Below are 24,431 nucleotides of genomic sequence, written 5' to 3'. Positions count from 1 at the left end.
CAGTTGAAAAACGGAAGCTCTCCCGTAGAAACACGGGAATAAAATTCATTGTCCACCGCCAAAACCACACACACATGTTAGTCACCCTGCAAGGTACATGGACCTTACAAGTAAGGTCTCTGTATGCGGCGCTGCGATCGCGCTTTATTGTTTCCGGGGCCAACTCCGGCAATGGAACTTATCCAGTAATCGACCACATGACTCCACTGACTGTTACCGGCAAGCAATGGACTCTTTCTATCCAGCATGACTCAGGAAATGGATTTCAGGAATCGGAAACACATATCAAGTTTCCTGTCAAAAATGATTTCCATTATGAATTTGACATTCGATCTTCCACTGGCGGCAATGAAACGTTGACGTTATCTTGTTCTACTCCCATTACCATCCACGATTTTCTTATTTACGGACATGCTTCAGCGTATTCAAAAAATCATATTTTCAATCCTGGCCATAAAGGACAATTTGTGATTGACACAACCCGCGGCTTGCAGGAGGCAATGAAAAATGAAGCGCTGAAAGATTTTATCGTTCGCTATTATCCTGACCGTATTATTCCAGATACGATTGTTTCGTTCCGCCCCATTGTACTCTATCTCAGCGACGAGCTAGCCCCTTCACAGGTACAACTACTGTACAAAAGAATTGCAGATCGCACGGGGCATTCATTTATGCATATTTCAGACAATGCACGTCTGGAAATGGATGGCGATTTACAGCTAGAACATTTCGATCTTTTAAAAACGCTAAAGACAAATGTTTCAGCACGGAACAGCTTTCCCGTAAACGCAGCTGTTGCCGCTACAAATCTGTCTAAAAATCGTAATAACGGAACATCGGTTCCTGCCTCTTTCACAACACTTTCATTCGAAACTTATGAACGCACTTCGCCAGAAAAAATGGCAGGCATCTACACCGGCAAAGGCGCCAGGCAATCTATAGGCGCTACAACAACCGACATGAACGGCAATTATATTTTCCGCTTTACTGGCTGGAATCAATTATCTGAAGCATTCGCCCAAAGCCCCGGCGATATTATGACCGTGAAACTGCCGGATATTATTTTCACTTTAAAGAATTACCTATCCCCTTACAATGTCACTTATGAAACCACTCCTTATCACAATGTCTCAAATCTGCAGCGAATCGATATTGCTCTGCCGCAAAATGATATTCCACCCGCGGGACAGATCAACGAAATCGCGAAAAGCAAATGTACATCCGATGCTACAAGCAGAACCAAAGTCACCACATTAACCCGAAACAAATAACGTTTTAAAATTGGAGATTTATGATTGAAGGTAGACCCACGTTCTTTAATTAATCTGCAATTAAAATTTGCAATTGAATATTTAAGCACCACATAACTTTTCTACGCCATGAGCCATTACGGTAAAAAACAAATCGATTGGATGCAGGAAATAAATGCATCGACCTACACCAGTACAGAGACTACCGTTTCTGCAAAAACACCGAAAGCCAAAAGATTGTTTGAATACACCGGCCCCGATCTGCTGATCTTAAAAGGTGTGATCACGGGCAAACCGTATTATTTTAAATATCCCGGAGCGCAAGTCGCCGTTGCACACGAAGACTCTTATGCAATGCTCGCCGAGCCTTTCCTGACGCTTATTTCATAAAAGAAAATCCCGGCTGTGTAAGCCGGGATTTTTAAATTCTTTTAATACAAAGAATCCAACTCCAAAATCTGATAGTATTCTCCCGTCCTGGGGTCAATCTTACAGTAGTAGCGTTTCATTTCTGTGTCACCGTCTATTGCACTTCCCATCGCCATTCCCAAAAGCCCCATTGACCCGTATTTTTCGGTTATCGTTCTTGTAGATGGACCCTCAAAGCGTCTCGGGAAATAATATTCATTCCCTTTCCGAAGCACCGTTGCAATATTTATACTGCCATCGGCTTTGTACAAATGACCTTTATCGCAGATAAGAAAAAAATCTTTAGACTTCATTCGCCTCTTCGATCCATTTTCAGAAATAAGATTAAAATCCAGTTTATCTGAAAGAATCCATTTGATCTCTCCCGTTTCTGAAGGTGTGTTATTTAGGTAATCTTTTACAGTTCGATACAGCCCATCTTTGATCTTTTCATTATAGACCGGAACTTTTGCAAATTCAGCAGCTCTCCCGTTTACGATAAACTGCTCATCTACGTCTTTTTCGTCAGATGCATAACATGCAAGTGATGCCTTTTTGATAACACTATCCGTCATCCAGGCAACATAATTTTCCGTGCTTATTTTATAATCTCTTGCCTCGTGATAAATTCTGATAGGCCCTGCAGATTTATATTTCCCATTGCCTCCGATATAACAGTCCGCATCAAAATGAAAGGCTTTAATCCCGTGACCAAGCAAATCGATTGCGAAGTTGTAAGCATAGAGTGCAATCACCAATGTATCTTTTGGCACCGTGCCCATTTTAGATGTTTTGAAGGCGATCCGTTCTAACAAGTAAGAATTCAAAGTTTTCGGACGATAAAATGATATCGCCGCCGGCCTTCCCAAACCACAATGCCCAACGCCAATGGTATCTTTGTTTGATCTGAAGTCTACGATTCTTATAGCCGCAAATCGATCTATAGTCTGCAACTGAGCTGGCGGCAGGCCGATGTATTTTACTTCTTTATTCAACTTGCCAAATGCACTTAATGGCAGAATAATTAATAGCAACGCTTTTAACAACGCGCTAAATAGAGTTTTAATTTTTTGCATGATTTCCAAAGATCAATTCGCGTGCCAATTATTAAGGAAACGCCCAGCATTACTATATATTATTGTTTGGTCAAAGTTGTTTCCCAAGCCATTTCTGATGCTAAAACCGGATAATACGCTCCGGTTCTGAAATCAATTTTGCAGTTGTACGCCTTGGTTTCTTTGGCCGGATTTTCCAGGAGCAATACAAGGCTGCCAAGTCCCATGCCCGCACCATATTTGTCATATGCAGTGAGATCTGAAACACCATTCAGCAATACAGGAAAATAAAAGTTGCTGTTCACAAACTTCACTTTTACGAGACCTTTACCAGAAGCTTTATACAAAGTTCCTTTGTCGCAGATGGCAAAGAACTCTTTAGCCTTCATCCGGGTTTTTGAGCCGTCCTCTGTGGTCAGATTAAACGACATCATGTCTGAGCCAACCCATCTGATCTCACCGGTTTCCGAAGGAGTATTATTGAAAAAATCTTTAGCGGTGCGATACAGCCCGCTCTTTACTGTTTCGTTATAAACCGGAATCTTCGCAATCTCGGCAGCCCTGCCATTCCGAATAAAATGTTCATCAACTACCTGCTCATCAACGGTGCCTCTGGTGAGCATTCTCTTTACCACAACACTATCTGTAACAGCCGAAATATATTCCTCTACTTTGCTACGATCTTTTACTTCACGACAGAATCGCATCGGGCCGGCAGATCGGTATTTCCCATTACTGCCGATATAGCAATCCGCATCAAAATGAAAGGCATTTATACCAGCACCTGTCAGATCGATTTCGAAACAATAAGCATATAAGGCAATAACCAGGGTATCACTTGCTGACGGATTGAAAACAAGGTGCTTCGATAGATAAGAATTCAACTCTTCGGCCTGTTCAAAACAAATTGTCGATCTTCCGTTGAAACCAAAGTTGCCTTCACCAATAGTGTCTTTGCGAGCAGTAAAATTCAGAATTTTTATTCCGGCGAACCGGGATGCGGTATCTAATTGCGTGCTTCGAAGGCTTATGAATTTTATTTTTTTATCGGCTTTTCCGAATACACTTAACGGCAAAATAATTGACAACAGCGCGATAAGAGCAGCGCTGGCCAGGGTTCTGGTTCTCTTCATAATCGGGCGCAAGTTCCGTGAAATTTCACTTTTGCACAAAAAAAGCGCGTCACCGTTAGATGACGCGCTCATATTTATCTAAATCCTTTTTATACTACTCTTGCGTTGAAGTTGTTTCTTTCTTCGCAGGGGTATGGTCAATTGTAAATACAATTTTCTTTTCTTCTTCATCATAATCTGCAATCACAGCATCACCTTCTTTAATCCGGTGATTGAGGATCTCTTCGGCCAACGGATCTTCCAGATATTTCTGAATGGCTCTGTGCAGTGGTCTTGCACCAAATGCCTGGTCATAGCCTTTTTCAGCAATATACTTTTTAGCACCGTCAGTAAGTTCCAAACCGAATCCGAGCGTGTTCAAACGTTTCATTACATCTTTCATAATGATGTCAATGATCTGGTTGATATGGCCCTGATCCAGTGAATTGAAGATAACGACATCATCAATGCGATTCAAGAACTCTGGAGAGAAGGTACGTTTTAGTGCTTTCTCAATTACACCGCGTGTTGAATCTTCTGCTGCCACTGCTTTTGCAGAGGTTGCGAAACCAACACCATCACCGAAGTCTTTCAATTGGCGAACACCAATGTTTGACGTCATAATGATCAGCGTGTTTTTGAAATCCACTTTACGACCTAAGCCATCTGTCAATTGTCCGTCGTCCAATACTTGCAACATGATGTTGAAGATATCCGGGTGTGCTTTTTCGATTTCATCGAGCAACACTACAGAGTATGGTTTACGACGTACTTTTTCTGTCAGCTGACCACCTTCTTCGTAACCAACATATCCTGGAGGCGCGCCAATCAAGCGACTGAGGGAGAATTTTTCCATATACTCACTCATGTCTACACGGATCAATGCATCTTCACTGTCGAACATGTAACGGGCCAGAGCGCGCGCCAGTTCTGTTTTACCAACACCGGTAGGACCGAGGAAGATAAAGGAACCGATCGGCTTGCGTGGATCTTTCAGACCTACGCGGTTACGCTGAATAGCTTTTACTACTTTAGAGATCGCTTCGTCCTGACCGACTACAGCACCTTTCAAATCTTCACCCATGCGGCGCAGTTTCGCACTTTCAGCTTCCACCATGCGCATTACCGGAATGCCAGTCATCATGCTTACAACTTCAGCGATATCTTCTTCGTGAATCGGATAACGTTTATTCTTTGCTTCTTCTTCCCAGTCTGCTTTAGCTTTTTCAAGCTCTTCGCCCAGTCTTTTTTCCTTATCACGAAGCGCAGCAGCCTCTTCGAAACGCTGGCTTTTTACAACCTTGTTTTTTTCCTGTTTGATATCCTCGATTTTCTTTTCGAGCTCAAGGATATTTTGAGGTACGTTGATGTTCTTAAGGTGAACGCGTGCGCCAACTTCGTCCATTACATCAATGGCTTTGTCTGGCAGCAGGCGGTCGGTCATGTAACGGTCGCTGAGCTTTACGCAGGCTTCAATTGCTTCCTGATCGTAGGAAACGTTGTGAAACTCTTCGTACTTAGAGCGGATGTTGTTCAAAATCGTAATCGTTTCATCCACACTTGGCGGATCTACCATTACTTTCTGGAAACGACGATCGAGTGCGCCATCTTTTTCGATGTACATACGATACTCATCCAGCGTCGAAGCACCGATACATTGGAGATCTCCCCGAGCCAGTGCCGGCTTGAAGATGTTGGAAGCGTCCAGCGAACCGGAAGCACCACCCGCACCTACAATGGTATGGATTTCGTCAATGAACAGAATTACATCGCGGTTTTTTTCCAGCTCGTTCATGATTGCTTTCATGCGTTCTTCGAACTGGCCACGATATTTGGTACCGGCTACCAGCGCTGCAAGATCGAGGCTGATCACACGTTTATCGAACAATACGCGCGATACTTTGCGCTGTACGATACGAAGTGCGAGCCCTTCTACAATCGCTGTTTTACCTACGCCCGGTTCCCCAATGAGAATCGGATTGTTTTTCTTGCGGCGTGAAAGAATCTGAGATACGCGTTCGATCTCTTCTTCACGACCAACAATGGGATCGAGGTTGCCCATTTCTGCGAGCTTAGTGATGTCGCGGCCAAAATTGTCGAGCACAGGCGTCTTAGACTTCGCATTACCTGCTGGTCTGCGCTGCTGAAACTGGCGACGTTCATCATCTTCTTCAAACTCTTCAGATCCCGGGTCGCTGCCATAATCAGCGGTTGGCGCATGGCCTTGCAAGATGCTCAGTTCATTCTTGAACCGGTCATAGTCAACATCATATTGATGCAATATTTGAGTGGCTACGTTTTCCTTGTTCTTAAGAATAGACAACATTAAGTGCTCCGTTTCAACCGTCGGGCTTTTCAGCGCTTTTGCTTCAAGCACCGTAATACGAATCACCTTTTCGGCTTGTTTGGTAAGCGGCAGGCTATTGATATTGGCCATTGGTTTATTGTTCTTATCCTTTATGGCCATCTCTAGCTCTTTTCGCAAATCATACAGGTCTACCTGCATACTTTGGAGAACCCTTACGGCAAGTCCGTCGCCTTCGCGAATCAGACCGAGCAACAGATGCTCTGTGCCAATAAAATCATTGCCCAACCGGAGTGCTTCCTCTCTGCTGTAAGAAATGATTTCTTTAACCTTTGGTGAGAAATTAGAATCCATGAATCAGGTCCTTGTTTTAATAAAGTTAACGATAAGGGATGTTGTTTTTCTATTGGACTTAGCTATAACTGTATTGTTCTTATGTAGCTTTGCTGCAAGTCTCTAACTTAAATGTACGAAAGAAACTATTGTATAGAAATGCTATTTTTAAGATCAATTTTTACCGCACTGCCATTTTAAAAACACGGTCCCTTATTTATGGATTTCAAAATTGATACCAAGAGTAATTATACGCTAATAACGCCGGTCGAACCGCTTTTAAATGCCAATTTAGCAGACCAGATAACGGACGAGTGCCAAAAACTGCAGGAAAGTTCTGCCGCCAATTTCATTATTGACTTACAGGCCTGCAAAGATGCCGATACGGCATGCTTCCCAAAGCTCCTTGATCTGTATGAACACGCATATACTTCCGGCCAGTCGCTGGTTTTCATTCATGTACAAGACAATGTGATGCAAAAAATGAAACAGGAACAGCTGCACCTTACACTCAATATCGCACCAACATTGATTGAAGCTGTAGATATTGTGAATATGGAAATACTGGAACGAGATTTGTTTAATGAAGAATAGATGAAAGTAACGATACTCGGTAATAATTCGGCTTTGCCGGCGTTTGGCCGCCACCCCACTTGTCAGATCGTCTCTATTAGTGGCGGACTGATCATGCTGGATTGTGGCGAAGGCGCTCAGATACAAATGCAACGCTTTGGTTTTCGCTGGCGCAAACTGGAAAACATCTTTATCAGTCACTTACACGGCGATCATTACTTCGGGCTTCCGGGCCTGGTAAACAGTATGAGCTTACTTGGGCGAACTGCCCCGCTCCACGTTTTTGGCCCCGCAGGGCTGGAATCGATCATGCAACAGATTTTCGATGTGGCGGAAACCGTACTTGCTTTCCCTTATTACTTTCATCCATTGCCAGAAGGCGCCGCACTACTTACTGAAAATGAGTTCTTCAAAGTAAGCTGTTTCCCGGTAGAGCATCGCATTCCCTGCCACGGCTTTCTCATAGAACGCAAAACCCGTGGTCGCAAAATAGATCCGGAACGCTGCAGAGAATACGAAATTCCTGCTTACTTCTATGACCGCCTAAAAGCCGGGGAAGATTATACCCAAAAAGATGGGTCTGTGGTTAAAAACGAATGGGTGACAGAAGACGGGCCTTCTCCGAGAAAGTACGCATTTTGCGCCGACACAAGGTATTCCGAATCCTACCTTCCATACATCATGGACGCCGACACAATCTATCATGAATGTACTTATGTACACGCTGAGGTTGAAAAAGCCCATGCCCGCTTCCACAGCACTTCAATGGAAGCTGCCGAAGTAGCCCTGAAGGCAAATGCCAAACAATTGCTGCTCGGTCATTTCTCTTCGAAATACAAAGAACTCGACCAGTTCCGCGAGGAAGCTGCCGCTATTTTTCCGAATGTGCTGGTGACGCAGGAAGGGGTCGCGTATGAGATCTAATGATAGATTTTGTGAGTGGTAAGTTGCCAGTTCACAACTCACAGTTTGACTTTTTATCTTGAAATAAAAAAGCGTTTGCCTCATCGAGACAAACGCTTTTTGTATACTAGAATATTTTTTGACTTACAGCCCGGTAACACACAGCCCCACTGCATAAGGCGTCACGTCCGGCCCTTGCCCTTCTTTAAATAAGGTTGTGAAGTTGTACGTTCCGAAAATAGAAAAGTTGCCCCAGCCAATGCGTGCTGTACCGGCAAAAGACCAAGGCTGAATGTAGCGTTTAGTATTTACCTTGTCTGCCACTTTCGTGCCATCCACTTTATACACACCTTTCGTGTGCGCTCCTACCAATGTTCCTACCGTCATACCAATTGCCGCTTTAAAGCCCTTGTTACGGTTATTTTTATTGGCGAAATAACGGAGCTCAAACGGCGCAGTCAGATACGCTGTAGTGATTTTATATTTGTTGTAGTCTTTACTTTCTGCTGAAAAACTTACCTGATCACCTTTCGTTCCTGTGTCGGTAAAGTTAATTTGCTGATTGTCCAGATAGATGCTTGCGGTACTGATACCAATTCCGGCGGCAAAGCTGAAGTTTGATTTTTTCTTACCGAGCGGAAAATCATAACATACATATCCGTTGAAACCTCTGCTAAAGCCACCGGTTTTAATGCTATCCGGCTTTCCAGCCCAGCCATTATAGGTAAACTGCAGCATCACGAAGTCGCGAGACGGCTTTTGTATTTCGGTTTGCTTGTTAGGGCCATCCGTGTCTTGTGCAAAAACATGTGCTGTCTGCACAATAAGCAAGGCCAATAAGGCAAAGCATTTCTTCATAAAGAAAAATTAGTGCGCAAATATAATAGCAACCTGATGGAAAAATTGTTAAAATGTTTTCGTTTCTATGTCACTATCTATTCCCTTTCACGATTTTACAAAATAAAAATATGTCCTGTTTTATAAAAATTTATTCAAGAAGCTTTTGTTTCTGGACTTTTATCGTACATTTGCCTTCCTGAAAAACAGACGGAGGTAATAGCTCAGTTGGTTAGAGCGTCGGATTGTGGTTCCGAAGGTCGTGGGTTCGACCCCCATTTATCTCCCAAACGTCTTCAAAAGCTGCCTGCAAAACGGGCAGCTTTTTCTTTTTTATCCCTTCTCTTAAAAAAATCTCTTCCCGATTTCCGTAAATCATATTCTGTGTTTATATTCAATATCTTTGTGACAATTAAAATTAAGTTTCATTATTAAAAGTTATTAAAATGAGTTTAGAAGTTATTGGTAAGCTCCACGTTAAGTATGATGCACAGCAGGTTAACGACCGTTTCCGTAAGCGCGAGTTTGTGATGGAGCTTTCTGAAGAAATCAACGGAAATGTTTACACCAACTACGCCAAAATGCAGTTGGTACAAAATAAATGTGATATCCTGGACCGTTTTAATGAAGGTGACCCAATCAAAGTAAGCTTTAATATCAAAGGCAACCGTTGGGAAAAAGATGGTAAAGTAAACTTCATCACCAATCTGGATGCATGGCGCATTGAGCCAGCTGCAGCAGGCATGAACAACGGCGGAATGCAACAGCAGTCTCAGCCAATGAACAATGGTTACAACGGCAATAACGGCGGCTACAACAACAACGGCGGCGGTTATAACAACGGTGGCAACTACAACCAGGGCATGAATCAAAATGCCGGCAACAATGGCGGTAACGGCAATTTCTACAATCCGTCTCCAGAAAGCGTAGACGACCTGCCATTCTAAAATTTTCTCTTGAAGATAAAATCATAAACCTCATGTGTCAATCGCCCCATTTACTCAAATGGGGCGTTGCACTTTATAGGAAAACAAAAACAATCCTTTTATGAAAATGACTCGAATCACCGGAAGCCTGCTTTTAATTGCAGCAACCTTGTGCGTCTTCCTCAGCTCCTGCAGCAGTATACCAGAGCATGCGCGTTACATTCCCAAAGACGCCTCTGTTGTAATTGGCCTCAACACGAAAGAACTCGGCAAAAAGGTAGCCTGGAATGCCATCGTAGGCAGTAAAATTCTGGACCGACTGAAAGAACAGCAATCTAAAGATGCAGCGAAAGGGCTGGACAAAGCCGGTATCAAAACTATGAGCACAATGTATACTTATGTAATGACCGACAACCGCAGCTCGGGCTACAACCGTATTACCGGACTTATTCCGCTTTCCAATGTTTCTGAATGGGAAGCTTATGTAAAAACATCTTTTCCGCAAGCTGTGATTAAAACGGTGAAAGACCGCAAAGAAGCCCATCTTACAACTGGCCTTTATGCTGCGTGGAATAACGAGCTTCTTATCTTCGAAATGCTGCACAAAGGTGGCTCTGCAGAAGATATGGCGAATCAATACAACAACGCTATTACTATAGACAGCACGGGCACCACTGTGATGCCATCTGCAAAAATGCCACACATTGTAGACGATGAAACCATCATGGCATCTGAAATGGACAAAGCATTTGCTGTTACGAAAGACAACTCTATCGTCAACGATAAACGTTTTGCCACCCTTGAAAAAGAAAATCACGATATCAGTGTTTGGGTCAACTACGACCGACTGATGAACCAATATATGAGCGCCGGCGCCCTCGGAGTGAACGTGAGCCCGCTCTGGAAAGATGCTGCACTGGCCGCAGGTTTCAGCTTTGACAAAGGTGCGATCAACGGCGATATGCTTCACTTTGTCTCATCCGACATGAAAGAAGCTTACAGCGAACTGGCAAAAGGTGATGTGAGCAAAGAGCTGCTGGACCGCTTTCCGGCACAAAACGTAAACCTGATCGCGTCGGGCAAGATTACCCCGAAAGGCCTTAAAATGATACTGGAAAAAACGGGTGTCATCAGTTTTGTAAATATCGGACTGATGAGTCAACAACTTTCATTTGATGATATCTCCGATGCTTTTACGGGCGAAATGGCGTATGAACTGACAGATTTCAAAATGTCTGTTCCAGATACTACGGCGTCAATCACAATGCCCCAAATGAACTACCTCTTTGCGATGAAGATCAACAAAAGATCTGCAATTGACAAGTTTGTAAAAATGGCCGTTACCAATGAAATTCTTAAACCAGCAGGAACAGATACCTATACATTTGGCATGGCTGGCGAACATTCTCCGGTTCTTTCACTCAACAAAGAATTTATCGTCCTTGCGAAAGACGCTGAAACAGCCAAAAATTTCCTCGATGGCAAATTCAAGTCAGATAAAATGCCAGACGTGGTAAAACAATCTATTTACGGCCATCCTTTCGGGATGTTTATGGATGTCCAGTCCATCGCACAAAACGTTGCCCTGCCTGCAGGAACAGATCCTAATGATGCAGCGATTGCAGAAGAAGCCCGTAAACTCATAACCAATGTATCAATGAATGGTGGCGAGTTTAAAGGAAGCGCGTCACAAAGTCACATCACGGTCAATTTTGCCAATAAAGACGAAAACAGCCTGTTGGTTTTGATAGATTTTGGACTGAAAGCAAAAGAGGCAATGGAGAAAAAAAATCAGGCAAAAACAATGCAACCTCCTGTTGCAAACGCAACCCCAACCGCTCCGATGGATTCAGTTTCTTCGAAAAACTAACCATTAGCACTTTTTAGTCGTCTTATCAAAGAGACTATATGTTTGATTTTTAAACTTATTTTTATAAACTTGGTAAAAATTTTTTCCATGCGAAAAGCTTACCGTTTCTATAAGCTGGCCATTCTCGCGCTGGTTGTGATAGGAATTCAGAGTTGTCATAAAAAGAATGGCATTGATAATGATTCAGTTATCAAAAAACCCTACGGTTTGTATATAGGTGATGAGCAAGGTGCTTTATGGAATACCAATACTGGTGATTCCATAAAACTTATCTTTCCACCAGACGGTTATCCGGACCGCTCCATTATTACTTCAGGCAACAATCTGCTTTTTGTAAAATCTAATACACATTTAAGCCTGAACGACGGCGGCAATTTCAACCCGACGGATTCCAGCGTTACCAAAAGAGGTATGTGGCAATCGATCATGCTTGATGTTCCCGACCATGGTCGCGTATATCTGGCATCTGAAGGTTATAGCAACAACCATCCGACCAACGGCATTGTGTATAGTGAGAACAATGGTAAAACATGGATCATCGACACGATGGTTTATAACGACACCATGCAGATCCGCGCTACCACATCGCTGACACAGCTGCAAAACGGCCTTCTGTTTGCACATAGCAATGTTGATGGCTATTTGTACGCCCGTGTTTCTAAAAACGCAGACTGGATCCGTATCAATCCGATAGGGTTACCAACATCCAGCTCTACTTATTACTACCTCAGCCATATGGGAAATACCCTGCTTCTTACCGACTATAGCGGTTCACAAGGGGTATGGCATAGCGAAGACAGTGGTGTAATCTGGAAAAAATATGGTGGTACCCTGCCGAACGTTCCGTTGTATGCAACTTATGCTCCTTATGACCAAGATCTGTTTGTAGGCACTAAAGGCTACGGCGTATACCGTCTGGTAAACGGAAACTTTGTTCCGGCAAACAACGGCCTGGCACATAACACATCTGTTCGCGCCATTGCAGGTAAAGATGATGTTTACAAAAACGATGTAACAAAACAATACTACTATCTTGCTACGAGCGATGGTCTGTACCGCAGTGAAGACAATGGTCAGAACTGGATACAAACCATTCCGGGAGATTTCTCAACCTTGTATTAAAGATCTTCGGGGGCTTCGTCTCCTCCCATAAATTCATTCAGGTCGCGCCGCTGTTTCTTAGTCGGGCGACCTGTTTTGCTGAGGCGCTTACCCGTAAAGAAACTGCTGGCCATTTGCTGATTCATTTTCAAATCCTCTTCCGAAGTAAGGTCTACATAGTTTTGAATAGCCACTTCGTAAGATCCGCGGTTTTGCAATAATCCAGTTACTTCAATCGTCCATTTCCTGGCGGGAGTTTTTATATCATAGCGATCGCCCAAAGCGACCGGTCTCGCAGGTTTTACAGAGGCTCCGTTCAATTTTACTTTTCCTTCGTCACAAGCAGCCGTAGCCTGTGTACGTGTTTTAAAAACACGAATCGCCCACAGATACTTGTCCAGTCTTAATTTTTCACTCATACCAACAAATTTTTTTGTAGAGACGCAGGATGCTACGCTCTAATTTACATGCATAACCCGAGACGTTGCATACAACGTCTCTACAATTATCGCAAAGAATTAGTTTTTACCAATTACAAATACAAACGGAATATTACTGCGGTCTTTAATCGCCGCCTTCACTTTGGGAAACTTCCGGATCACTTTATATTTCTGCAGGTCAATTACCTCCAGAAAATTTACGTAGTGGCGCGTAATGACCGAATGGCGCATATAAGACGAAAGGAACACTGCAGAATAAAGATCTGCAGCAATAATATCATTGAGATAATGCATCCAAACTTTTCCACGGTCCTGCCACATAAAAAGTCAATTTTAGCGATGTTGCTTAACCGGCTTGTAAACTTTGTTGAGATCAGTACCACAACCGCAATTCTTGCTGCTGCTGCACCCTTCAAGCATCATTCCAGCCATTAATACGCTCATTAAAAAAACAACTATTTTGCTTGTCTTATTCCGCATTATTAATCTGCTACTTTTGTTGTAAAAATAAGGATATTTGATCACTCCGCATAGCAAACAAATTCTCGTTGCACCGCTTGATTGGGGCCTTGGGCACACTACCCGATGTGTTCCGCTAATCAAGTATTTAAGGAGTCTCGGCCACTGCGTTACTATCGCTGGCAATAATAGCCAAGTTAAATTTTTAACGGAATATTTTCCTTCTATTCCCTCATTGTCGCTGGAGGGCTATAACGTTTCCTATTCACGCCACCCCGCAGCATTTATGACCAAACTGCTGAAACAAGTGCCTCGTATCCTCCAAACGGTCAACAAAGAACACCAATGGCTGCAGGAGCAGGCGAAAATTCATCATTTCGACGGCATTATTTCAGACAATCGTTACGGGCTTTTCCATGAAACCATCCCAAGCGTCATTATAACACATCAATTGCAGGTCCAAACAGGTCTCGGAAATGCAGTGGATTCGCTTTTACGACCACAACATTACCGTTTCCTGAACCGGTTTTCAGAATGCTGGATTCCTGACGTAAATAAGACCGCAAACCTCAGTGGCAGCCTTGGTCATCCAAAATCATTGCCCGCGAACGTCCGCTACCTTGGATTACTGTCGCAGTTTGAGCCACCATTTCAAACCAGCGAGGCACATATTTTAATCCTGCTTTCGGGTCCTGAACCACAGCGAAGTATGCTTGCTGAAAAAATCTGGGAACAATTAGATCAGATTTCGCAACCGGTCATTTTTATAGCAGGTTCTGATGCAGCAGCCAAACCCAAAGAGATTCCGGCACATGTGCAGTATTTCGGCAGACTTTCACAAAGAGATTTGCAACCACTGCTGGAAAAAGCTTCGCTGGTAATTTGCAGAAGCGGATATTCTTCTTTGATGGACATTGCCGCACTCGGAAAAAAAGCAGTGCTCATTCCCACGCCAGGCCAGACAGAACAGGAATATCTCGCCAAAGAGTTATTTCGCTCCGGGCAGTTTCTTCACTCAACCCAGAATGATTTCGATTTAAAGAAATGCCTTTTACAAACCCAAAACTTCCGATTTGACGCGCGTTTTTCAATACGCGATTTCACTCAATACCGAGTTGTGCTCGATACCTGGCTTCATCGCCTGTAAAAATCCGACCGGGCGGCATTTGTGGAATATCTGCTGCTGTTTTTCCCATTCCAAAAAAATTACATTTTAACGACAAATACGGATAAATATGCTTAAATTCATGATAGAGTTAGCGCCGTTATTTTCATTTACTGTGGGAACGATTTTTAAACAAACCTTTTGCTGTTCTCCGGTCTGAACAAACGAATCAATTAATATTATTCTGCTTTTTGCCGATAAATGATAACCTGCAAAGGTTTATTAACCAAATGAGCGCCGCCTGGTGTCTACCGGCGGCATTTTTGTGCTCCGGAATGGAGAAATTGCACATCTTTACATCAAAATCCCTAGAATTATGTCAAAAAAACATCAAGGTCGGACAGATGGACTGGTTTATTCTACCAACCAGGATTTTTATAACGATTACGAAGAAGAAAATACCGCTGCCGAGACACTACCGAAAGAAAAACAGAAACTGAGAGTAAAGCTGGACACCAAACAGCGCGCCGGCAAAGTAGTAACGCTCGTCGATGGGTTTGTTGGGACGGCGGAAGATCTGGACGCACTGGGCAAACAATTGAAAACCAAATGTGGTACCGGCGGCAGTGTAAAAGACGGCTTCATTATCATTCAGGGCGATTATAGGGCAAAAATCCTGGGTTGGCTGAAAGAATGGGGTTATTCACAGACTAAATAAGCCTTCTCGGCTCCTCCAAAGCAGAAGAACTCCTGGCGCGAGCAAATTCGATCTTCAATAGCAAATAATATTGTCTTACTTTTGCGCAACTTTTACAATACTCACATATGTCTATTCAGGATATTAAGCCATTAAATGAAAAAGAAACCCGCGCCGGATTTGGCGACGGTATTTTGGAAGCAGGCCGTAAGAATCCGAATGTGGTGGCACTTACTGCCGACCTCGCAGGATCTTTGAAACTGAACGCCTTCATTAAGGAGTTTCCTGAACGTTTTGTACAATGTGGTATTGCCGAAGCTAATATGATCGGTGTTGCTGCAGGTATGACTATCGGTGGTAAAATTCCGTTCACTACAACTTTCGCAAACTTCTCTACCAGCCGCGTTTACGATCAGATCCGCCAGTCTGTTGCTTATAGCGACAAGAATGTAAAAATCTGTGCGTCGCATGCTGGCCTTACATTGGGTGAAGACGGTGCTACACACCAGGTACTCGAAGATATTGGCATGATGAAAATGCTGCCAGGTATGACGGTAATTGTTCCTTGCGATTACAACCAGACTAAAGCAGCAACAATGGCAATTGCTGAGCATCATGGCCCGGTGTATCTGCGTTTCGGTCGTCCGAAATGGCCAAACTTTACCGCTGAAGACGGCAGCGATTTCAAAATCGGTAAAGCACAGGTTCTGGCTGAAGGTTCTGACGTAACAATCTTCGCTTGTGGTCACCTCGTTTGGATTGCTGTAGAAGCGGCAAAAGAACTGGATGCAAAAGGCATTTCCGTTGAGCTGATCAATATTCATACCATCAAACCACTGGATGAAGAAGCTGTACTGAAATCAATCAAAAAAACAGGCGCTGTTGTAACTGCAGAAGAACATCAGATCAATGGCGGTCTCGGTGATAGCATCGCAAACGTTGCCGCCCGCGAATGTCCGGTTCCTCACGAATATGTTGCGGTAATGGATACTTTTGGCGAAAGCGGAAAACCAACAGACCTGCTGAAAAAATATGGTCTGACTAAAGAAAATATCATTGCTGCTGCAGAAAAAGCAATTGCGAGAAAAGGTAAATAATCTTAGTATACTAATATTGAAACAGGCGACTCATTGAGTCGCCTGTTTTGTTTAAAGTTTGAGATGTTTTGAACTGTACCTGCCAAGTTGTTTGCCCGCTAAAAATCATTCAAGCTATCGCCTTTCCATACCAAGATAAATTTCATCTACTTACTACCTATCTCAACTTTATTGGAATAATATCTAAATACGGATACCTGACGATGTAATCTGGCAACACATAATTTCCATGATTTTCAAACGCTGCTATTCTCGTGTGTGTTTTGCTTAACCTGTCAATATCGTCATTGCTTAACCACCAATGATACGCTGTGATACCATCATTGTAAAACATTACCTCAGTGTGTTCAAATGCGTTCACGTTAATAATGACTTTCGTTCCCTTGGGAAGAACCTCATTAAGATGCTTATAAATGTTGGTGTTATAGTTCTTGATTAACTGCTCCGTATTGGTTCTCCTATAACGATATAGATCTCTGGGATTCAGCACAAGAAACAGACAACAAGAGACTGCAAGAAACGAAACAAATTTGTTGCCAAACAGCCTAACGAAATAGAGAATACCGACCGCCATAAATATGTTGATTATGGGTGCCACTACAAAAAAGTATGTTGGAAGTTTGCTTTTTACAACGAACGAGAAAAACGCGAAAGTTATTACCGTGTATAACACTAGCGAATATTTTATCTTGAAATCCCACTTTGTTCGTGCCAGTAAAAAAAGTCCAATGAGCCCCAGTGTCCAGATATAACCGCCAAAATAAAGATGAAAGTTCCTTACATAGAAAAATATACTTCCGGAATGGGCTTCGACCACTTCGGTAATATGTTTTGAATTATATGCATACTCATACCTGGCTATTTCCGGATACTTGTAAAGGATAAAGAACTGCCACGGAAGAAAAACCATACAACATGTCATCGTTGAACAAAGAATAGGAATCAACGTTTTCCAACTTTTGCTTTTGTAAAACTGGATAAGAACGTCAATTCCCCAGGCAGAATAAACTAAAAGTCCAGTGAGCCATTTGTTCAATACCGCACACCCTGAAAATATTCCAATTAATAGCACCCAATACCATTTGTTCTTTTTCAGATACTCCATATACGCCCAAATACTTGCCAGCGTGTAAAAGCAAAAAGACATATCGTTATGGTCCATCCCAATACGACCAGAAATAAGCTCTAATTGATAATTGGAAAAGCACACGAGGAGTGAGGCTATTATTGCTATCTGCTTATTTTCAGTAAGCAATATTGAAATTCGGTAAGTCAAAAGAATTATCAAGAAACCAAACAACGCGCTAGGATAACGTATAGTGTATTCGGAGACCCCAAAAATTTTCATACTTAATGCCATCTGCCACATAAATAGTGGCTGCTTATGCAGCCAAACGCTATTACAGCACCACATGTTTGGATCATAATCCGCTACAGGAGTTGCATTCAGCATAGGTTTCAAAGGATACTTCATCATGTTCTTAGCCACCAAAGCATGAAAACGTTCATCCCAATCGTGTAGGAACGGGTCTAAATGTGTTATGTAAATCCTTAAAACAAAACCTATGAACGAAATGACAACTATCTCCCAATTTTTTTTCAAACAACTCGCCATTGATAATCTCATTCTGGCTTATTGTTTTGAAAATTTGAAATGGTGTTTTCCTCCGTTATAATCCACTTCCATGACATATATGCCAGGACTTAGTTTCTCCAGACTGACCGCGGGCTCATCATCTCTTGAGGTAATTTGCGAAACAAGGCTTCCAGAAACATTAAATATCTTTATCTCTTTAAAGGAGCCTGAATTCTTAAGCCCGCGAATATGTAAAATGTCATTGGCGGGATTAGGATAGATATCAATTTTTTCCGTCTCTAGTGCTGCCTGTACTATACCTAGTCTATTTAAACTACGCCAGCTATTATTTACAGGATTTAACACCTCACAATTTTCATACTTGAAGTATGCTAGATGATTGTCTTTTCTGGTGTAGAACTTACTCCGATCTCCGGCGTCAAAACCGAATTTTACTGACGCACTTGTGTTTGAGTTCTGATTACTGTTAAAAGAAGAATATTCATCCGTATTCCAATAGTCGTCTATCCACGCATGCGCCCACGAGGTACCATATCTGGTGAAACATTGTATTCGACCATCGAACCCTGCATAACAAACCCGCTGAATTGAATTGCCCCAGTCGAGAGAGCTTTTGGCCAAATCTCCATTTGCATATCCCAAAGTTGGACTGCTATACGTATATGGCAGCCAAGAATGGCTCCAAATACCACCTGGTTGTATTGACACCTGGCTCTGATCATAATACTCTCCATAGCTCTGGTATGTCCCATTTGCATTGCGAACGTCGCCCCATCCCCATCCAGGTTCGTCATGACGAAACATCGATCTGCCAGCAAGCTGATTTATCGAGGAGATATTGTCAAAATTCTCTTCAAAAACTAACTGATAATTGGAATAATCTAATCTACACTGCGCAATAACTGATTCATTAAATGAAAAAGTTAAAAACGCAAACAACATGCTTTTGAAAAACCCAGTTTTCATTAAATTGTTGATTAATGGCCTGAAAACCAATACCAACAATCGTACCAAATTTACTTTTTATGCATATATTTTTTTGTAAGTAATTGTATTTTTGTCTTTAGTCGCTACCAACACTATCGTGCAGAACACACAGAATGGAGGCATCTCACTAAAAAGTCTTGAACTTTTGTGATATGCGAAATGAATAATCAAATACAAGATGCATAATTGCTAATCTTAAATTTGGCTTACGAGACAGAACACAACCGGACTTTTCAGCCTTGTCTTAATTTTGCGGTCATGTTCAAACAATCATTTTTCATACACATCGTTGCGCTACTTTTTCTTTCCTCTTGCTCCAAGCCCAAAGATCTAGTTTACCAACAAATCAATAACGTTCACCTAAGTAAGCTTGGATTTAAAGAATCTTCCGTTGGGCTGAATGTGGTTTATTACAATCCCAACAAATACGGATTGAAAGCCAAGGGCGGCGATATTGACGTGTTTATGAACGATAAATATCTGGGCAAGGCGAATATTGAAACGACTACAGACATCCCGAAGCTGGATACATTTTCAGTTCCGGTTTCCGTGACATTGAGCATGGGCAGTCTATTGCAAAATTCATTTCAGTTTCTGCAATCATCTGATGTTACCATTCATCTAAAAGGCTATGTAAAGGTGGGCAAAGCCGGCGTTTTCATCCGCGTGCCGGTCGATTGTATTACGAAGGAGAAAATTCAACTGAAATAGTGAGCGGTCAATGGTGAGTTGTGCGTTTTATAAAACGTAAAAAATACGGCTCTCCCGGAAGAGGCATAACGAGCGAGGTATCAAAGGGCGAAAAACCTCGTAATGGAGCCGCGCACTATGACTCACAACTGACTACTCACCACTCACAAAAAAAGAGCCTTTCGGCTCTTTTCGTCTTTATTAAAATTCATTCTTCCACATCATGCTTTCTACCGGGCGAATGGTGCGCTCCGTATACTTCGCATTTTGCTTGGTGTTGTATTTGTTTTCAACTTCGCCATCAACCGGAAAATAGATCAGCTGACCAATCGGCATACCTGCGTAAATGCGAACCGGATGCACGCAAGAGATTTCCAATGTCCAGGTATTGCAGAAGCCCACATCACCTTTGCCGGCAGTTGCGTGAATATCGATACCCAAACGGCCCGTAGAGGATTTGCCTTCCAAGAAAGGAACATGGTTATGCGTTTCCGTATATTCTTCAGTGACGCCGAGATATAAAACGCCAGGCTGCAGCACATACCCTTCTTCCGGAATTTCGAAATGGCGTACTTTATTGTGTTTGCGCGCATCCAGCTCTTTGTCTTCGTACACCGCAAGATGCTTACCAAGGTGCACATCATAAGAGTTGCTGCCAAGATATTTGCGATGATAAGGCTCTATTACGATGCTGCCTTTTTCTATTTCTTCGAGGATGCGTTTATCAGAAAGGATCATATTGCTAAGAGAAAGTGCAAATATAAAAATTGCTTTGGCGCGATTGTAGCTCTTGCTCCCAAATGGCCGAATTTTTATCTTTTTACTAAATCAGCTCACGCACGAACGCACATTATAGATTTTCTCAAAGCGCCACTCATTAACAACTCGTTTACATTTCACTGAAAATCCACGTCTTATTCTGGTGTACAATGAATTTTTTCATCGCCCCCAATCAAGTTCTACAATAGAAAATACGTATTGATAATCATTGTTTTATAGTACTTTTTCTATTGTTCCAGGCAGGCGGGTCATTTATTTTTGCTTCATAGGGTATAACCATGGGATTGCCGAAAACCATTAACAGAGTAGGCGTTCACCAACAAACAGCAAAAACAATGGGTATCATCACTCAACTGTTGCAGTCTATTCTGGCACTGCTCGGTCTGTAACCAGAAAGATTCTAAAAGGTCATTCCGAAGAAATGACCGGAGAAAAGGGATTCGCCGAAAACCTTAGAGTAGGCAATAACAACTAAAGAGCTTTACGATGTCAATCATCACGCAACTGCTTCAAACTATCCTGGGTCTGCTCGGTCTGTAGTTCAATAAACAGCTTCAGATCATCATGCTGCGCCATGATCAACCAAATTGTAGCGGGGATTGCCGAAAACCCGAGAAAAAGAGTAGGCTAAATCAAAGTCAAAATATAAACCATGAGCATCACTGTGATTCTGTCTTTAGTTACATCTATCCTTGGTATTTCTGTTACAGGCCATCTGTAGTATATTTTACCACTGGCAATATTTCGTGAGATTCCGATATTCTATCGGAATCTTTCTTTTAGGAACCACCACCTAAATGCGTTCAGAGTCTGCGCTCTTCTTTACTTTTGCCTATGCCGTTGATAAAGGAATGGGAAAGTGACCCTTTTAGTCTTGCCGCCATCTGGAAAATTGACGAGCCAGAATCATTTTTCACCGAACAGATTGGTATTGTTTCGGACATTAAGAACGACAAAAGGCGGATGGAACGCCAGGCAGGACGATTTTTACTGAAACATCTGAAAAACGATTTTCCGCTGCTGGACATTGCACCGGATGCGTCTGACAAACCACGGATACCTAACAACAACTATTTCTTTTCCATTTCTCATTCGTTCCCATATGTGGCAGCAGTTGTAAGTCCTTATGCCGAAGCCGGCATTGATATCCAATGTTACCATCCCAGGATATTGAAACTGCAGCATAAATACCTTTCGGAGCAAGAGCAACAATTCACACAAAACGATTCCCAACTGACCACATTGGCTTGGTGCGCTAAAGAAGCAGCCTATAAATGGCAGGGAAAACGAGGCGTAGAATTCATCGACCATCTCCCCATTCTATCCTGGGGAAATGAAAATGAGAAAACACACATTACAATAAATCTTGAATTGACAAATCCAAAATGGCTTTTAAACTTAGAAGGCTTTATAAATGAATCATTTGCACTGTCAATTGTTCATAATACCACAGAGAATTTCAACCTATCAATCACTTGATGATTTAATTTATTTGTTATTATTCATCCAATTTTATCATTTTTTTGGAGTGAAACACCTTTTTCCTTTAGTTTTGCGTAAAATTTAATATTTATGTCATCTTTGCGTTTTCCAGCTTTGCAAGAGTTAAGCTCTGAAGAAAAAAAGATTGGCCACTATAACGGCAAAAAAATCACCGCGATTTTCAGCAGTAACGTTTTCACAGGACGTACGATCCGCGAATATCTGAGTGATGAAGCCTACAAAAGCCTGATGGCTTCTGTAAAAAGTGGCAATAAGATTGATCGCAAAATGGCCGACCAGATTGCAGCAGGCATGAAGGCGTGGGCAGAAGAGCGTGGTGTTACTCACTTTTCGCATTGGTTCCAGCCGCTGACAGGCACTACAGCAGAAAAACACGATTCTTTCTTTACTATAAAAAGCGACGGCACCGCAATCGAACTGTTTGACGGTGACGCGCTGATCCAACAGGAACCAGATGCATCCAGCTTCCCGAACGGTGGTATCCGTGCGACTTTCGAGGCTCGCGGCTACACGGCATGGGATCCGTCATCTCCGGCTTTCATCATGGAAACCGGCCATGGCAAAACACTCTGCATTCCTACCATCTTTATTGCATACAACGGCGAATCGCTTGATTATAAAGCGCCTTTGCTGAAATCTATCGCTGCACTGGATAAAGCAGCTGTAGACGTTTGCAACTATTTCGATAAAAACGTAACTAAAGTAACAGCAACACTGGGCTGGGAACAAGAGTATTTCGTGATCGATGAAAATCTCGCGAACGCTCGTCCTGACCTCGTAATGTGCGGTCGTACACTGGTGGGCCATGCTCCTGCAAAAGGGCAACAGCTGGAAGACCACTACTTCGGCGCAATCCCTGAGCGTGTATTTGCATTCATGCAGGATTTCGAACAAGAGTCATACAAACTGGGTATTCCGCTACGTACACGTCACAACGAAGTAGCTCCCGGCCAGTTTGAATGTGCGCCAATCTTCGAAGAAGTAAACATCGCTGTTGACCACAACTCTTTGCTGATGGACGTTATGGCACGTGTTGCAAAACGCCACAAGCTGAAAGTATTGCTGCACGAAAAACCATTTGCTGGTGTAAACGGTAGCGGTAAACACAATAACTGGAGTCTGGCTACAGATACTGGTGTAAACCTGTTGGCTCCTGGCAAAACGCCTCGTACCAACCTCATGTTCCTCACTTTCTTCATCAACACGATCAAAGCGGTTCATGATTATGCAGATCTGATGCGTGCTGCTATTGCTTCTGCAAGCAATGACCACCGTCTGGGTGCAAACGAAGCGCCTCCGGCAATCATCTCTGTTTATATCGGTACTTATCTTTCTCAAGTGCTCGACGAAATCGAAGAGCGCGTAAAAGATAAATTCAGCGAGCAGGATGAAGTAATCCTGAAACTGGATATCCATAAACAAATCCCGGAATTGCTGATGGACAACACGGATCGCAACCGTACTTCTCCATTTGCATTCACTGGTAATAAATTTGAATTCCGTGCGGTTGGTTCAACTGCCAACTGTGGCTCTCCGATGACTGTGCTGAACACAATCGTTGCAGACACACTGAAACAATTCAAAAAAGAAGTAGACGCACTGATCGAAAAAGGCGAGAAGAAAGAAATCGCTATCATGCACATCCTGCGCAAGTATATCACTGATTCTAAAAACATCCGTTTTGAAGGTGATAACTATAGCGACGAATGGGCTGAAGAAGCAAAACGCCGCGGTCTGAACAACTTCAAAACTACGCCTGAAGCGCTGGATTCATTCTTAACAGAAAACGCTAAGAAAGTATTCTTCAACAACGGCATCTACAGCGAACGTGAACTGGAAGCACGCCACGAAATCATGCTGGAAGACTATGTGAAGAAGGTACAGATCGAAGCGAGAATCCTGGGCTATATCGCTACCAACCACATTTTGCCTGCAGCAATCAACTATCAGAATGTACTGCTTGAAAATGTAAAAGGTCTAAAAGATCTCGGTCTGGACGAAAGCACTTACAAAGCACAATTGAATCTGCTTAAAGTTGCAAGCGGTCATATTCAAAACATCAACGATAACGTAGAAGCTATGATTGAAGCGCGTAAACGTGCCAACAATGTAGCGGACACGCACAAACGTGCAGCCCTCTACTGCAACGATGTGAAACCATATTTCGACAAGATCCGTTACCACGCTGATAAACTGGAACTGATCGTGGATGATAAACTTTGGCCACTGCCAAAATATCGCGAACTGCTGTTTTTGCGCTAAACGCAATTTCTACTCAGAGGTATGCCAGTCCTTTCCAGGACTGGCCTTTTTTTTACATGGCTGATCGCTGATTTTTGATCGCTGATGTCGCCGTGAGCTGAGTGGAAGGAGTGAGTGGCGAGTTGTCAATTGTGAGTGCTC

At 42.8% G+C, this 24,431-nt stretch carries 22 protein-coding genes and 1 tRNA gene; 14 read left to right on the top strand and 9 right to left on the bottom strand.

Going from position 1 to position 24,431, the window contains the following annotated elements; genetic code table 11:
- Positions 1 to 74 precede the first annotated feature (74 nt).
- Both DN068_RS11335 and DN068_RS11330 read left to right on the top strand, forming a co-directional pair.
- Positions 75 to 1,271, top strand: a complete 1,197-nt coding sequence (locus DN068_RS11335) for a hypothetical protein (RefSeq protein ID WP_110999027.1) — start codon at positions 75 to 77, stop codon at positions 1,269 to 1,271.
- A 108-nt stretch (positions 1,272 to 1,379) separates the two neighbouring features.
- On the top strand, positions 1,380 to 1,640 hold the full coding sequence (locus tag DN068_RS11330; protein ID WP_110999026.1) for a hypothetical protein: 261 nt from the start codon (positions 1,380 to 1,382) through the stop codon (positions 1,638 to 1,640).
- A 41-nt stretch (positions 1,641 to 1,681) separates the two neighbouring features.
- On the opposite strand, the gene DN068_RS11325 is transcribed toward DN068_RS11330, so the two are convergent.
- From DN068_RS11325 to DN068_RS11315, 3 genes are all read right to left on the bottom strand, one after another.
- Positions 1,682 to 2,743, bottom strand: coding sequence for a hypothetical protein (locus tag DN068_RS11325; RefSeq protein WP_123985318.1), 1,062 nt, complete (start codon positions 2,741 to 2,743; stop codon positions 1,682 to 1,684).
- A gap of 50 nt (positions 2,744 to 2,793) precedes the next feature.
- Positions 2,794 to 3,846 (bottom strand): hypothetical protein, encoded by a 1,053-nt coding sequence (locus DN068_RS11320; RefSeq protein WP_110999024.1) that lies wholly within the window; start codon positions 3,844 to 3,846, stop codon positions 2,794 to 2,796.
- Positions 3,847 to 3,940: 94 nt separating this feature from the next.
- Positions 3,941 to 6,484 (bottom strand): ATP-dependent Clp protease ATP-binding subunit, encoded by a 2,544-nt coding sequence (locus DN068_RS11315; RefSeq protein WP_110999023.1) that lies wholly within the window; start codon positions 6,482 to 6,484, stop codon positions 3,941 to 3,943.
- Positions 6,485 to 6,682: 198 nt separating this feature from the next.
- Here DN068_RS11315 and DN068_RS11310 point away from each other — a divergent pair, with 198 nt between their 5' ends.
- Both DN068_RS11310 and DN068_RS11305 read left to right on the top strand, forming a co-directional pair.
- Positions 6,683 to 7,057, top strand: coding sequence for an STAS domain-containing protein (locus DN068_RS11310; RefSeq protein WP_110999022.1), 375 nt, complete (start codon positions 6,683 to 6,685; stop codon positions 7,055 to 7,057).
- Positions 7,058 to 7,960 (top strand): ribonuclease Z, encoded by a 903-nt coding sequence (locus DN068_RS11305; RefSeq protein WP_110999021.1) that lies wholly within the window; start codon positions 7,058 to 7,060, stop codon positions 7,958 to 7,960.
- Between the two features lie 123 nt (positions 7,961 to 8,083).
- Here the strand turns inward: DN068_RS11305 and DN068_RS11300 are convergent, their stop codons facing one another.
- On the bottom strand, positions 8,084 to 8,797 hold the full coding sequence (locus DN068_RS11300; protein ID WP_110999020.1) for an outer membrane beta-barrel protein: 714 nt from the start codon (positions 8,795 to 8,797) through the stop codon (positions 8,084 to 8,086).
- Between the two features lie 192 nt (positions 8,798 to 8,989).
- Between DN068_RS11300 and DN068_RS11295 the strand changes: the two genes are divergently transcribed.
- From DN068_RS11295 to DN068_RS11280, 4 genes are all read left to right on the top strand, one after another.
- Positions 8,990 to 9,063 (top strand) — tRNA-His (locus tag DN068_RS11295).
- Between the two features lie 159 nt (positions 9,064 to 9,222).
- The gene (locus tag DN068_RS22270; RefSeq protein ID WP_110999019.1) at positions 9,223 to 9,723 is read left to right on the top strand and encodes a DUF3127 domain-containing protein; all 501 of its coding nucleotides are present in this window, start codon (positions 9,223 to 9,225) and stop codon (positions 9,721 to 9,723) included.
- 100 nt (positions 9,724 to 9,823) lie between these two features.
- Entirely contained in the window at positions 9,824 to 11,572 is a 1,749-nt protein-coding gene (locus tag DN068_RS11285; protein WP_110999018.1) for a DUF4836 family protein, read from the top strand.
- 87 nt (positions 11,573 to 11,659) lie between these two features.
- A complete protein-coding gene (locus tag DN068_RS11280) occupies positions 11,660 to 12,694 on the top strand; it encodes a WD40/YVTN/BNR-like repeat-containing protein (RefSeq protein WP_110999017.1) in 1,035 nt (344 codons plus the stop codon).
- On the opposite strand, the gene DN068_RS11275 is transcribed toward DN068_RS11280, so the two are convergent.
- Together DN068_RS11275 and DN068_RS11270 are read right to left on the bottom strand one after the other, a co-directional pair.
- Entirely contained in the window at positions 12,691 to 13,092 is a 402-nt protein-coding gene (locus tag DN068_RS11275) for an RNA-binding S4 domain-containing protein (protein WP_110999016.1), read from the bottom strand. The two genes, DN068_RS11280 and DN068_RS11275, sit on opposite strands and share 4 nt — an antisense overlap.
- Before the next feature lie 99 nt (positions 13,093 to 13,191).
- The gene (locus tag DN068_RS11270) at positions 13,192 to 13,434 is read right to left on the bottom strand and encodes a hypothetical protein (RefSeq protein ID WP_110999015.1); all 243 of its coding nucleotides are present in this window, start codon (positions 13,432 to 13,434) and stop codon (positions 13,192 to 13,194) included.
- 424 nt (positions 13,435 to 13,858) lie between these two features.
- Between DN068_RS11270 and DN068_RS11265 the strand changes: the two genes are divergently transcribed.
- The 3 genes from DN068_RS11265 to DN068_RS11255 all read left to right on the top strand — a co-directional run bounded on the left by DN068_RS11265 (position 13,859) and on the right by DN068_RS11255 (position 16,471).
- Positions 13,859 to 14,719, top strand: a complete 861-nt coding sequence (locus DN068_RS11265) for a glycosyltransferase (protein WP_123985317.1) — start codon at positions 13,859 to 13,861, stop codon at positions 14,717 to 14,719.
- Between the two features lie 334 nt (positions 14,720 to 15,053).
- Positions 15,054 to 15,395: a translation initiation factor gene (locus tag DN068_RS11260; protein ID WP_110999072.1), complete on the top strand. Its 342-nt coding sequence runs from the start codon at positions 15,054 to 15,056 to the stop codon at positions 15,393 to 15,395.
- 107 nt (positions 15,396 to 15,502) lie between these two features.
- Positions 15,503 to 16,471 (top strand): transketolase family protein, encoded by a 969-nt coding sequence (locus DN068_RS11255; RefSeq protein ID WP_110999013.1) that lies wholly within the window; start codon positions 15,503 to 15,505, stop codon positions 16,469 to 16,471.
- Positions 16,472 to 16,628: 157 nt separating this feature from the next.
- On the opposite strand, the gene DN068_RS11250 is transcribed toward DN068_RS11255, so the two are convergent.
- Both DN068_RS11250 and DN068_RS11245 read right to left on the bottom strand, forming a co-directional pair.
- Positions 16,629 to 18,098, bottom strand: coding sequence for an ArnT family glycosyltransferase (locus DN068_RS11250; RefSeq protein ID WP_110999012.1), 1,470 nt, complete (start codon positions 18,096 to 18,098; stop codon positions 16,629 to 16,631).
- A 6-nt stretch (positions 18,099 to 18,104) separates the two neighbouring features.
- The gene (locus tag DN068_RS11245; RefSeq protein ID WP_110999011.1) at positions 18,105 to 19,034 is read right to left on the bottom strand and encodes a T9SS type A sorting domain-containing protein; all 930 of its coding nucleotides are present in this window, start codon (positions 19,032 to 19,034) and stop codon (positions 18,105 to 18,107) included.
- A gap of 279 nt (positions 19,035 to 19,313) precedes the next feature.
- On the opposite strand from DN068_RS11245, the gene DN068_RS11240 reads away from it, so the two are divergent.
- On the top strand, positions 19,314 to 19,766 hold the full coding sequence (locus DN068_RS11240; protein WP_110999010.1) for an LEA type 2 family protein: 453 nt from the start codon (positions 19,314 to 19,316) through the stop codon (positions 19,764 to 19,766).
- Between the two features lie 180 nt (positions 19,767 to 19,946).
- Here the strand turns inward: DN068_RS11240 and dcd are convergent, their stop codons facing one another.
- Positions 19,947 to 20,483, bottom strand: a complete 537-nt coding sequence (dcd, locus tag DN068_RS11235) for a dCTP deaminase (protein WP_110999009.1) — start codon at positions 20,481 to 20,483, stop codon at positions 19,947 to 19,949.
- 876 nt (positions 20,484 to 21,359) lie between these two features.
- Between dcd and DN068_RS11230 the strand changes: the two genes are divergently transcribed.
- The gene (locus DN068_RS11230) at positions 21,360 to 22,004 is read left to right on the top strand and encodes a 4'-phosphopantetheinyl transferase family protein (RefSeq protein ID WP_110999008.1); all 645 of its coding nucleotides are present in this window, start codon (positions 21,360 to 21,362) and stop codon (positions 22,002 to 22,004) included.
- A gap of 93 nt (positions 22,005 to 22,097) precedes the next feature.
- Positions 22,098 to 24,290 carry a glutamine synthetase III family protein gene (locus DN068_RS11225; protein WP_110999007.1) on the top strand — a complete coding sequence of 731 codons (2,193 nt, stop codon included), beginning with the start codon at positions 22,098 to 22,100 and terminating at the stop codon, positions 24,288 to 24,290.
- The last annotated feature ends 141 nt before the right edge of the window (positions 24,291 to 24,431 follow it).

It is taken from the genome of Taibaiella soli (assembly GCF_003236175.1).
Taxonomy (GTDB): Bacteria; Bacteroidota; Bacteroidia; order Chitinophagales; family Chitinophagaceae; genus QKTW01.
The sequence above is the reverse complement of the archived record's forward strand: the minus strand, read 5'-3'. Positions and strand labels throughout refer to the sequence as shown.

Excerpts from the sequence above, each read along its gene's own strand:
- DN068_RS11335 (WP_110999027.1), top strand. The coding sequence starts at position 75 with ATGTTAGTCACCCTGCAAGGTACATGGACCTTACAAGTAAGGTCTCTG.
- DN068_RS11330 (WP_110999026.1), top strand. The coding sequence starts at position 1,380 with ATGAGCCATTACGGTAAAAAACAAATCGATTGGATGCAGGAAATAAAT.
- DN068_RS11320 (WP_110999024.1), bottom strand. The coding sequence starts at position 3,846 with ATGAAGAGAACCAGAACCCTGGCCAGCGCTGCTCTTATCGCGCTGTTG.
- DN068_RS11315 (WP_110999023.1), bottom strand. The coding sequence starts at position 6,484 with ATGGATTCTAATTTCTCACCAAAGGTTAAAGAAATCATTTCTTACAGC.
- DN068_RS11310 (WP_110999022.1), top strand. The coding sequence starts at position 6,683 with ATGGATTTCAAAATTGATACCAAGAGTAATTATACGCTAATAACGCCG.
- DN068_RS11305 (WP_110999021.1), top strand. The coding sequence starts at position 7,058 with ATGAAAGTAACGATACTCGGTAATAATTCGGCTTTGCCGGCGTTTGGC.
- DN068_RS11300 (WP_110999020.1), bottom strand. The coding sequence starts at position 8,797 with ATGAAGAAATGCTTTGCCTTATTGGCCTTGCTTATTGTGCAGACAGCA.
- DN068_RS22270 (WP_110999019.1), top strand. The coding sequence starts at position 9,223 with ATGAGTTTAGAAGTTATTGGTAAGCTCCACGTTAAGTATGATGCACAG.
- DN068_RS11285 (WP_110999018.1), top strand. The coding sequence starts at position 9,824 with ATGAAAATGACTCGAATCACCGGAAGCCTGCTTTTAATTGCAGCAACC.
- DN068_RS11280 (WP_110999017.1), top strand. The coding sequence starts at position 11,660 with ATGCGAAAAGCTTACCGTTTCTATAAGCTGGCCATTCTCGCGCTGGTT.
- DN068_RS11275 (WP_110999016.1), bottom strand. The coding sequence starts at position 13,092 with ATGAGTGAAAAATTAAGACTGGACAAGTATCTGTGGGCGATTCGTGTT.
- DN068_RS11270 (WP_110999015.1), bottom strand. The coding sequence starts at position 13,434 with ATGTGGCAGGACCGTGGAAAAGTTTGGATGCATTATCTCAATGATATT.
- DN068_RS11265 (WP_123985317.1), top strand. The coding sequence starts at position 13,859 with ATGACCAAACTGCTGAAACAAGTGCCTCGTATCCTCCAAACGGTCAAC.
- DN068_RS11260 (WP_110999072.1), top strand. The coding sequence starts at position 15,054 with ATGTCAAAAAAACATCAAGGTCGGACAGATGGACTGGTTTATTCTACC.
- DN068_RS11255 (WP_110999013.1), top strand. The coding sequence starts at position 15,503 with ATGTCTATTCAGGATATTAAGCCATTAAATGAAAAAGAAACCCGCGCC.
- DN068_RS11250 (WP_110999012.1), bottom strand. The coding sequence starts at position 18,098 with ATGAGATTATCAATGGCGAGTTGTTTGAAAAAAAATTGGGAGATAGTT.
- DN068_RS11245 (WP_110999011.1), bottom strand. The coding sequence starts at position 19,034 with ATGAAAACTGGGTTTTTCAAAAGCATGTTGTTTGCGTTTTTAACTTTT.
- DN068_RS11240 (WP_110999010.1), top strand. The coding sequence starts at position 19,314 with ATGTTCAAACAATCATTTTTCATACACATCGTTGCGCTACTTTTTCTT.
- dcd (WP_110999009.1), bottom strand. The coding sequence starts at position 20,483 with ATGATCCTTTCTGATAAACGCATCCTCGAAGAAATAGAAAAAGGCAGC.
- DN068_RS11230 (WP_110999008.1), top strand. The coding sequence starts at position 21,360 with ATGCCGTTGATAAAGGAATGGGAAAGTGACCCTTTTAGTCTTGCCGCC.
- DN068_RS11225 (WP_110999007.1), top strand. The coding sequence starts at position 22,098 with ATGTCATCTTTGCGTTTTCCAGCTTTGCAAGAGTTAAGCTCTGAAGAA.